The organism is Leclercia sp. UBA5076 (assembly GCF_002416465.1).
GTDB lineage: Bacteria > Pseudomonadota > Gammaproteobacteria > Enterobacterales > Enterobacteriaceae > Enterobacter.
This window is the reverse complement of the sequence record NZ_DIAO01000006.1, coordinates 1-8668: the sequence shown is the minus strand read 5'-3', so window position 1 is coordinate 8668 and position 8668 is coordinate 1. Positions and strand designations below refer to the sequence as shown.

Genomic DNA, 8668 nt, shown 5'->3' with positions numbered 1-8668 from the left:
GCAGTCTACGTGTGCGTAGTGACGAGTCGGGGTGTCGTATTCAACGTGGGAAGTGTTGATGGTGATACCACGAGCTTTTTCTTCTGGTGCGTTATCGATCTGGTCGAATGCACGAGCAGAACCACCGTAGGTTTTTGCCAGAACGGTAGTGATTGCAGCGGTCAGCGTTGTTTTACCATGGTCAACGTGGCCGATAGTACCGACGTTAACGTGCGGTTTTGTACGTTCAAACTTTTCTTTAGACATCGATTGTCCCTCTAAGACACGGATAAATCGGTGATATCACCACATCAACCAGGCGAAATGCCTGAACTGTTGAATACATTTAAATTGAAACAGAGAGAAATGGGAGGGAGAAGTGAAGTGGTGCTGATACCCAGAGTCGAACTGGGGACCTCACCCTTACCAAGGGTGCGCTCTACCAACTGAGCCATATCAGCACGTATTGGAGCGGGCAGCGGGAATCGAACCCGCATCATCAGCTTGGAAGGCTGAGGTAATAGCCATTATACGATGCCCGCATCCTGAAACTCGGCTACCCAGTTCTTTCTGTAACAAAAAAAGAGATTTCTCTCTTTTTAAGTTCGAGCTGGTTAATTTTTTCAACCAACTCCGGCGGCGTTAACGCTGCCAGAAAGTGGTGGTGGGGGAAGGATTCGAACCTTCGAAGTCTGTGACGGCAGATTTACAGTCTGCTCCCTTTGGCCGCTCGGGAACCCCACCGGACTTGATGGTGCCGACTACCGGAATCGAACTGGTGACCTACTGATTACAAGTCAGTTGCTCTACCTACTGAGCTAAGTCGGCATCAAGTAGCGCGCATTCTATGGAGACATGGGCAGTCATGCAACTAAAAATTTGCATAAATTGTTCTTTCGCTCACATTTTGTGCTGGAAGAGTGAATAACGCTGTATTTTCAGGCAGACGCGCGCAAATATTCACCATATGCTGTCCCGTAATAGGCTCAAACCCGGTCTGTGACGATTCCCGCTTAACGCAACACGGGGCCACTTTTTTTCTTATTATTCGGCTCATCTGGTGTTAACCTCCTGCCCATTGTCCAAAATTAACTAATCAATGATGTGCCACTCCCCCCTACCCAGCCTCTGTTGTGGGATGCGATGGCTCATTCAAGCATGCTTATGAGCAAAAAAGAGCAAACGTTAATGACGCCTTATCTCCAGTTTAGCCGCAGCCAGTGGGCTGCTCTGCGTGACTCCGTCCCGATGACCTTAACGGAAGGCGAAATCGCACGGTTAAAAGGGATAAACGAAGACCTGTCGCTTGAAGAAGTGGCTGAAATTTATTTGCCTCTGTCACGTTTGCTGAATTTCTATATCAGTTCCAACCTTCGTCGACAGGCCGTGCTGGAACAGTTCCTCGGGACTAACGGACAGCGCATCCCTTATATCATCAGTATTGCCGGCAGCGTGGCCGTGGGTAAAAGTACCACTGCGCGCGTACTGCAGGCGCTGCTGAGCCGCTGGCCAGAGCATCGCAGCGTTGAGCTGATCACCACCGACGGCTTCCTGCACCCTAACGAGGTGTTAAAGGAGCGCGGTCTGATGAAGAAGAAAGGCTTCCCGCTCTCTTATGATATGCACCGTCTGGTGAAATTCGTGTCGGATCTGAAATCCGGCGTGCCGAACGTTACGGCCCCGGTCTATTCGCACCTGATTTATGACCGTATCCCTGACGGGGACAAAACCGTGGTCCAGCCGGACATTCTGATTCTGGAAGGGTTAAACGTTTTGCAAAGCGGGATGGACTATCCTCATGACCCGCATCATGTCTTTGTCTCCGACTTTGTCGACTTCTCTATTTATGTCGATGCCCCGGAAGATTTACTGCAAAGCTGGTACATCAACCGCTTCCTGAAGTTCCGCGAAGGGGCATTCACCGATCCTGACTCCTACTTCCACAACTACGCCCAGCTCTCGAAAGAGGAGGCGGTGAATGTGGCGACCGCACTGTGGAATGAGATCAACTATGTGAACCTGAAAGAGAACATTCTGCCAACGCGCGAGCGGGCCAGCCTGATCCTCACCAAGAGCGAAAAACACGCTGTCGATCAAATCCGTTTACGGAAATAGCGTCCCGCAAACCAATAAAAAAACCGGCGAATTCGCCGGTTTTTTTTCACTTATACGTGGGGCTTCTCGCCATTTTCGTCCTGGTCCACCGCAAAGCAGGCCACCAGTTGTCCGCCGTAGTCTTTCAACTGCGGTTGCAGTTGGGTACATGGCCCAAAGCGACGGCGGCAGCGGGCGTTGAATGCACACCCCGGCGGCGGATTGAGTGGGCTTGGCAGCTCACCGGTCAGCTTAATACGCTCCCGGCGGTCATCCGGGTTCAGACGCGGGGTCGCAGAGAGCAACGCCTGGGTATATGGATGGCGCGGGTTATTAAAGATCTGATCCTTGGTTCCCTTCTCGACGCAACGGCCCAGATACATCACCATCACTTCATCCGCGATATGCTCTACCACTGAGAGGTCGTGCGAGATGAAGACATACGACAGGCCTAAATCCTGCTGCAAATCCATCATCAGGTTCAGCACCTGCGCACGGACGGAAACGTCCAGCGCGGAGACCGGTTCATCGGCGATCACCACATCCGGATCGAGCATCAGACCACGGGCAATAGCGATACGCTGACGCTGACCGCCAGAGAACATATGTGGATAGCGATCGTAGTGCTCGGTCTTAAGCCCCACTTTCGCCATCATCGCCAGCGCCTTTTCGCGACGCTGCTCTTTACTCAGCGTGGAGTTGATCTGCAGCGGCTCCTCCAGAATCTGCCCCACTTTTTTACGCGGGTTCAGCGAACCATAGGGGTTCTGGAAGACAATCTGGATTTTCTGGCGACGCAGCTTCTGCGCGTCGGGATCGTGCTTCAGCAGATCCTGCCCTTGATAGTACAGCTCGCCCCCGGTCGGGGTTTCAATCATGGTCAGCAGGCGACCCAGTGTGGATTTCCCGCAGCCAGACTCGCCTACTACCGCCAGCGTTTTGCCGCGCTCGAGGGTAAAGGAGACGCCGTCCAGCGCTTTCACCATGCGCTCAGGGGCAAACAGCCCCTTCTTCACCGGGTAGTGTTTTTTCAGATCGATAGCCTGCAACAGGGGCTGTTGCATGGTGGCCTCATGCGTACTCATAGTTCGGCCTCCCGGCGTCATCAAGTGGGTAGTGACATTTAGACTGGCGGCCGCCGTCCACGGTGTTAAGCGCCGGCTCGTCAACGCGACATTTGTCCGTAGCATACGGGCAGCGCGGGTTCAGCAGACAGCCGGTCGGGCGGTCATATTTACCCGGTACCACGCCCGGCAGTGACGCCAGGCGCGCCTTATCCTGGGCAAACTCCGGCAGTGCGCGCAGCAGCGCCTGGGTATAGGGGTGACGCGGCGCGCGGAAGATATCGTGCGAGCTGCCGGTTTCCACAACCTGCCCGGCATACATCACGATGATTTTATGCGCCGCTTCGGCCACTAACGCCAGGTCATGGGTGATCAGGATCAGCGCCATGTTCTCTTTCTGCTGTAACTCCAGCAGCAGCTCGATGATCTGTGCCTGAATGGTCACGTCCAGGGCGGTTGTCGGTTCATCGGCAATCAGCAGTTTTGGCCGACAGGCGATCGCCATGGCGATCATCACGCGCTGGCTCATCCCGCCGGAGAGCTGGTGCGGATAGACATCCAGACGCGAGGCCGGGTCCGGAATACCCACCTGGGTCAACAGATCGATTGCCCGCTGGCGGCGGGTTTTCTTGTTTCCGCCCTGGTGCACCTTAATGGCTTCCATAATCTGGAAGCCCACGGTGTAGCACGGGTTAAGGCTGGTCATCGGATCCTGGAAGATCATCGCCACTTCGGCACCTACCAGGTTGCGGCGCTCTTTTTCGGAAATGCGCTTCAGATCCTGCCCGTTAAATTCCAGGTTTTCCGCCATCACGCGGCCTGGAAAATCAATCAGTCCCATGATTGCCAGGGAGCTTACCGATTTACCGGAACCGGACTCGCCCACAATGCCGACCACTTCACCCTGATTTACGCTGTAGCTGACCCGATCTACGGCGCGAAACTCGGAGCCTACGTCACCGAAGTGCACCGATAATTTATCTACATTTAATAACGCCATCTCGTGCCTCTTACTGCTTCAGTTTGGGATCAAGTGCATCACGCAGACCATCACCCATCAGGTTAAATGCCAGCACCGTCAGCAGGATCGCCAGACCCGGGAAGGTCACGACCCACCAGGCGCTTTGCGCGAACTGCAACACGTCGGAGAGCATGGTGCCCCACTCCGGTGTTGGCGGCTGCGCACCCATGCCAAGGAAGCCAAGGGCGGCCATATCGAGAATGGCGTTAGAGAAACCGAGCGACGCCTGAACAATCAGCGGCGCAAGGCAGTTTGGAAGAATGTTGATGAACATCTGACGCATCGCGCCAGCGCCCGCCACGCGAGAGGCGGTAACGTAGTCACGGTTCACTTCCACCAACACCGCCGCGCGGGTTAATCGCACGTAGTGAGGAAGGGCAACAAAGGTCAGGGCCAGCGCGGCGTTGCCGATTGACGGGCCGAAGATCGCCACCAGCACCAGCGCCAGCAGCAGGCTTGGCAGAGCCAGCATGATGTCGACGATACGCATGATGGTGTTATCAATCAGGCCGCCAAAGTAACCGGCGATCAGGCCCAGCACCACGCCGAGGATCAGCGACAGCACCACCACCAGACAGCCAACCAGCAGCGACAGACGTGCGCCGTACATCAGACGGGAAAGCACATCACGGCCTACGTCATCGGTACCCAGCAGATGCGTCAGGGTGCCGCCGTCCTGCCATACCGGGGGTGCAAGCAGCGCATCACGGAACTGCTCCGCCGGGTTATGCGGCGCGAGCACGTTCGCAAACACGGCGATCAGGATCATGATGGAAACGTATACCAGCCCTACCACCGCGCCTTTGTTGCGTTTGAAGTAGTGCCAGAACTCCTGCATCGGCGTCATTGGCACCGGTGCAGCTTTATTTACAGTAACTTGTGACATGATGGCCCCTTACTTCTTATGACGAATACGCGGGTTCACCACGCCGTACAGCAAATCGACCAGCAGGTTGACGAGGATAATCATCGTCGCCACCAGCAACACACCGCCCTGAACCACCGGATAGTCACGGCGCTGCAGCGCGTCAATCAACCAGCGGCCCAGGCCCGGCCAGGAGAAGATGGTTTCGGTCAGAATCGCCCCTGCCAGCAGCGTCCCCACCTGCAGACCGATAACCGTGACCACCGGCAGCATGGCGTTGCGCAGTGCATGAATGATGATCACCCGCATACGGGTCAGCCCTTTGGCGCGGGCAGTACGGATGTAGTCCTCGCCCAGCACTTCCAGCATCGACGAACGGGTCATACGCACGATGACCGCCAGCGGGATTGTCCCGAGCACCATCGCAGGCAGGATCATGTGTGCCAGCGCATCAATAAAGTTGCCCTCTTCACCCCAGATAGCCGTGTCGATCAGCATAAAGCCGGTCAGCGGATTGGTGTCATCGAGGAAGACCATATCGCTGACGCGTCCTGAGACAGGCGTCAGGTTCAGCTGCACCGAAACCAGCATAATCAGCATCATGCCCCACCAGAAGATAGGCATGGAGTAGCCGGTCAGCGCCAGGCCAACGGCAGTATGATCAAAGATGGAGCCACGTTTTACCGCAGCCAGCACGCCCACCGGAATACCAACGGCGACGGCAAAAATCATGGCGCAGACACCGAGCTCCAGCGTCGCTTTAAAACGTGGTACGAACTCTTCCCACACCGGAAGACGGCTTTTCAGCGAAATGCCCAAATCACCATGCATCACACCCCAGATATAGTGGAGGTACTGCTGCCACATCGGCTTATCCAGCCCCAGTTCGGCCAACAGCTGTGCATGACGTTCAGGAGAAATGCCACGCTCGCCCGCCATAATCATTACCGGGTCACCGGGGATCATATGGACGAAAGCGAAGGTGAGAAGGGTGATACCGATAAACGTAGGGATAACAAGTCCCAGACGTCGGAGGATGAACTGCAACATAACCCGGATTCTCTCTAATGACGTACGCCTGGAGGCGCGACGTCTGTATTGCTCACAAAACTACTGCCGGGTGGCGCTGCGCTTACCCGGCCTACATTTGTAGGCCCGCGCAAGCGCAGCGCCGCCGGGCATGGGGTGCTGTCGCACCCCTTACGCTTTTAATTATTCAACAGAGACGTTTTCGAAGTGGTGTTTGCCCAGTGGATCAACCACATAACCTTTAACTTCTTTACGCACTGGTTCGTACACGGTTGAGTGAGCCACGATCAGCGCTGGCGCCTGCTCATGCATGACAACCTGAGCCTGTTTGTACAGTTCGATACGCTTGTTGTGATCTTCTGCGGCACGCGCCGGCTGAATCAGATCTTCAAACGGCTTGTAGCACCAGCGAGAGTAGTTAGAACCATCTTTCGCCGCGGCGCAGCTGAACAGGGTCGCGAAGAAGTTATCCGGATCCCCGTTGTCACCGGTCCAGCCCATCATCACAGCCTGGTGCTCACCCGCTTTAGCACGCTTGAGGTACTCGCCCCACTCGTAGGTCACGATCTTGGCCTGAACGCCGATTTTCGCCCAGTCAGCCTGAACCATTTCTGCCATACGGCGCGCGTTCGGGTTGTAAGGACGCTGTACTGGCATCGCCCACAGCTCAACGGTAAAGCCTTTATCCTGGCCCGCTTCTTTCAGCAGCGCTTTCGCTTTCTCAACGTCATAGGTGTAATCCTTAACGTCGTCGTTGTAGCCCCACATGGTTGGTGGGATCAGGTTCTTCGCGGCAACGCCAGCGCCCTGATAAACGGCCTTGATGATCGCTTCTTTGTTCACCGCGTAGGTCAGCGCCTGACGCACTTTCACGTCATCAAACGGTTTCTTCTCGGTGTTGAAGGAGAGATAGCCGACGTTCAGACCCGCCTGCTCCATCAGGTTGATGTTTTTATCCTGCTTCATGCGCGCGATGTCAGCCGGGTTCGGGTACGGCATAACCTGGCACTCGTTCTTCTGCAGCTTGGCGTAACGCACGGAGGCGTCAGGCGTGATGGAGAAGACCAGACGGTCGATCTGCGGCTTGGTGCCCCAGTAACCTTCAAACGCTTTGTAAAGAATGCGGGAGTCTTTCTGATACTGCAGCAGCTGGAACGGACCGGTACCGATTGGGTTCAGGTCAACTTTCTCCGGGGTGCCAGCTTTCAGCATGTTGTCCGCATACTCTTTAGAGAGAATAGAGGCGAAGTCCATAGCCAGGTCAGCCAGGAATGGCGCTTCCGGACGGGTCAGCACGAACTGAACGGTGTTGTCGTCCACTTTTTTGATTTCGCTGATCAGATCCGGCAGACCCATCCCTTCAAAGTATTCATAGCTGCCGCCGGATACTTTGTGGTACGGGTTCTGGGCATTTTTCTGACGGTCAAAGGAGAACACCACGTCGTCGGCGTTAAAGTCGCGCGTAGGTTTAAATTCTTTGCTGTCCTGCCACTTCACGCCCGGGCGCAGGTGGAAGGTGTAGGTCTTGCCGTCTTCGCTGATGTCCCACTTCTCTGCCAGACCCGGAATAACTTCCGTAGTACCGGTTTTGAATTCAACCAGACGGTTATAGATAGGTACAGAGCTTGCGTCGTACGTTGTACCAGAGGTAAAGAGCTGTGGGTTAAAGCCTTCCGGCGAGCCTTCAGAACAGTAGACCAGGGTTTTTGCCTGTACGCTTGCTGCGACAGTCATGGCTACCAGGCTCAGACCAAGCTTCAGCATCCCTGACTTCTTCAAGGAAATACTCATTGTTATTCTGCTCCAATGTGATGTTTTTGTTGTGTTACTCCGCCTGACCTTTAATTTTTTTTTACCCGGTCTGGTCGGTGTTGCCCTAAGGCGTGATAAGGGATGGAGATTCCTTTCAGAAGAGCGACTGAGTTGCAGCGCAGATCCTCCCTGAAATGCCCCTCGTGCCCTACAATCTGTCAACAGAATGTGAAAACGTCAATACAGGTGACGGGGATTTACGCTAAGTGTGAGAATTGGCAAACAAAGATTAAAAAAACCACCGGGGCCTATTTTCAGCAGGGAAATTTATGCTACCCGCCATGATGCAGCACAACTCTCTATGCATTCTGCTACAACCAGTGATTAACATTTATTCAACCGAGGTAAATTTTCTTACAGAATGGCGATTATCTGCGCACTAAATGCCGTGAACGTTAAAACGCACAGGGGAAAATGCTGAGGTTATGTATAAGCAACGCGAAAAAAGATCATTCCATATATAAAAAAATACAATGGAATATGTCACATAATCGTTAACAGGCAGGGGGAAAGCGCGGTAACCGCTATTTTAATTACTTTTGAATAATAACGTTCTGATGGGGTGTATTACTGTAACCCATAAAAGCAAAAAACCCCGCTCAAAGAGCGGGGTTTCGAATGTGGTCGGCGAGAGAGGATAACTCGTCACTCCGTGACTCGCCCTGCGGGCCGTTGCTGAAGCAACGTTCTCTCGCTTCGCTCGAGTCGAACCTCCTGCCCCGGAGGTTCTCATCCTCATAACCTTCAGATGCAAAAAACCCCGCTCAAAGAGCGGGGTTTCGAATGTGGTCGGCGAGAGAGGAT

The 8668-nt window shown here is 54.4% G+C and carries 7 protein-coding genes, 4 tRNA genes and 1 other RNA gene; 1 reads left to right on the top strand and 11 read right to left on the bottom strand.

The window, feature by feature from the left end; all coding sequences use genetic code 11:
* The 5 genes from B3X29_RS06935 to B3X29_RS06915 all read right to left on the bottom strand — a co-directional run.
* A partial coding sequence (locus B3X29_RS06935; protein WP_227543195.1) for a GTP-binding protein occupies positions 1 to 246 on the bottom strand: 246 nt, incomplete at its 3' end.
* A gap of 118 nt (positions 247 to 364) precedes the next feature.
* Positions 365 to 440: transfer RNA gene (locus tag B3X29_RS06930), tRNA-Thr, on the bottom strand.
* A 6-nt stretch (positions 441 to 446) separates the two neighbouring features.
* A tRNA-Gly gene (locus B3X29_RS06925) sits at positions 447 to 521 on the bottom strand.
* A 117-nt stretch (positions 522 to 638) separates the two neighbouring features.
* Positions 639 to 723 (bottom strand) — tRNA-Tyr (locus tag B3X29_RS06920).
* Between the two features lie 8 nt (positions 724 to 731).
* Positions 732 to 807, bottom strand: a tRNA-Thr gene (locus tag B3X29_RS06915).
* 336 nt (positions 808 to 1143) lie between these two features.
* On the opposite strand from B3X29_RS06915, the gene coaA reads away from it, so the two are divergent.
* On the top strand, positions 1144 to 2094 hold the full coding sequence (gene coaA / locus B3X29_RS06910) for a type I pantothenate kinase (protein WP_103177797.1): 951 nt from the start codon (positions 1144 to 1146) through the stop codon (positions 2092 to 2094).
* 50 nt (positions 2095 to 2144) lie between these two features.
* On the opposite strand, the gene dppF is transcribed toward coaA, so the two are convergent.
* From dppF to B3X29_RS06880, 6 genes are all read right to left on the bottom strand, one after another.
* The gene (gene dppF, locus B3X29_RS06905) at positions 2145 to 3158 is read right to left on the bottom strand and encodes a dipeptide ABC transporter ATP-binding subunit DppF (protein WP_290513116.1); all 1014 of its coding nucleotides are present in this window, start codon (positions 3156 to 3158) and stop codon (positions 2145 to 2147) included.
* The gene (dppD, locus tag B3X29_RS06900; protein ID WP_103824372.1) at positions 3145 to 4137 is read right to left on the bottom strand and encodes a dipeptide ABC transporter ATP-binding protein; all 993 of its coding nucleotides are present in this window, start codon (positions 4135 to 4137) and stop codon (positions 3145 to 3147) included. Before dppD ends, dppF begins: the two co-directional genes overlap by 14 nt.
* Before the next feature lie 10 nt (positions 4138 to 4147).
* Complete coding sequence (dppC, locus tag B3X29_RS06895; RefSeq protein ID WP_103177794.1) at positions 4148 to 5044, bottom strand: dipeptide ABC transporter permease DppC; 897 nt, start codon at positions 5042 to 5044, stop codon at positions 4148 to 4150.
* A 9-nt stretch (positions 5045 to 5053) separates the two neighbouring features.
* Entirely contained in the window at positions 5054 to 6073 is a 1020-nt protein-coding gene (gene dppB, locus B3X29_RS06890; RefSeq protein ID WP_103177793.1) for a dipeptide ABC transporter permease DppB, read from the bottom strand.
* A gap of 162 nt (positions 6074 to 6235) precedes the next feature.
* Complete coding sequence (gene dppA / locus B3X29_RS06885) at positions 6236 to 7843, bottom strand: dipeptide ABC transporter periplasmic-binding protein DppA (protein ID WP_103177792.1); 1608 nt, start codon at positions 7841 to 7843, stop codon at positions 6236 to 6238.
* Between the two features lie 642 nt (positions 7844 to 8485).
* A non-coding RNA gene (locus B3X29_RS06880) (RtT sRNA) lies at positions 8486 to 8617 on the bottom strand.
* Positions 8618 to 8668: the final 51 nt, after the last annotated feature.

Bases quoted from the DNA above. Each gene is read 5' to 3' on its own strand.
- coaA (WP_103177797.1), top strand. From the start codon at position 1,144: ATGAGCAAAAAAGAGCAAACGTTAATGACGCCTTATCTCCAGTTTAGC.
- dppF (WP_290513116.1), bottom strand. From the start codon at position 3,158: ATGAGTACGCATGAGGCCACCATGCAACAGCCCCTGTTGCAGGCTATC.
- dppD (WP_103824372.1), bottom strand. From the start codon at position 4,137: ATGGCGTTATTAAATGTAGATAAATTATCGGTGCACTTCGGTGACGTA.
- dppC (WP_103177794.1), bottom strand. From the start codon at position 5,044: ATGTCACAAGTTACTGTAAATAAAGCTGCACCGGTGCCAATGACGCCG.
- dppB (WP_103177793.1), bottom strand. From the start codon at position 6,073: ATGTTGCAGTTCATCCTCCGACGTCTGGGACTTGTTATCCCTACGTTT.
- dppA (WP_103177792.1), bottom strand. From the start codon at position 7,843: ATGAGTATTTCCTTGAAGAAGTCAGGGATGCTGAAGCTTGGTCTGAGC.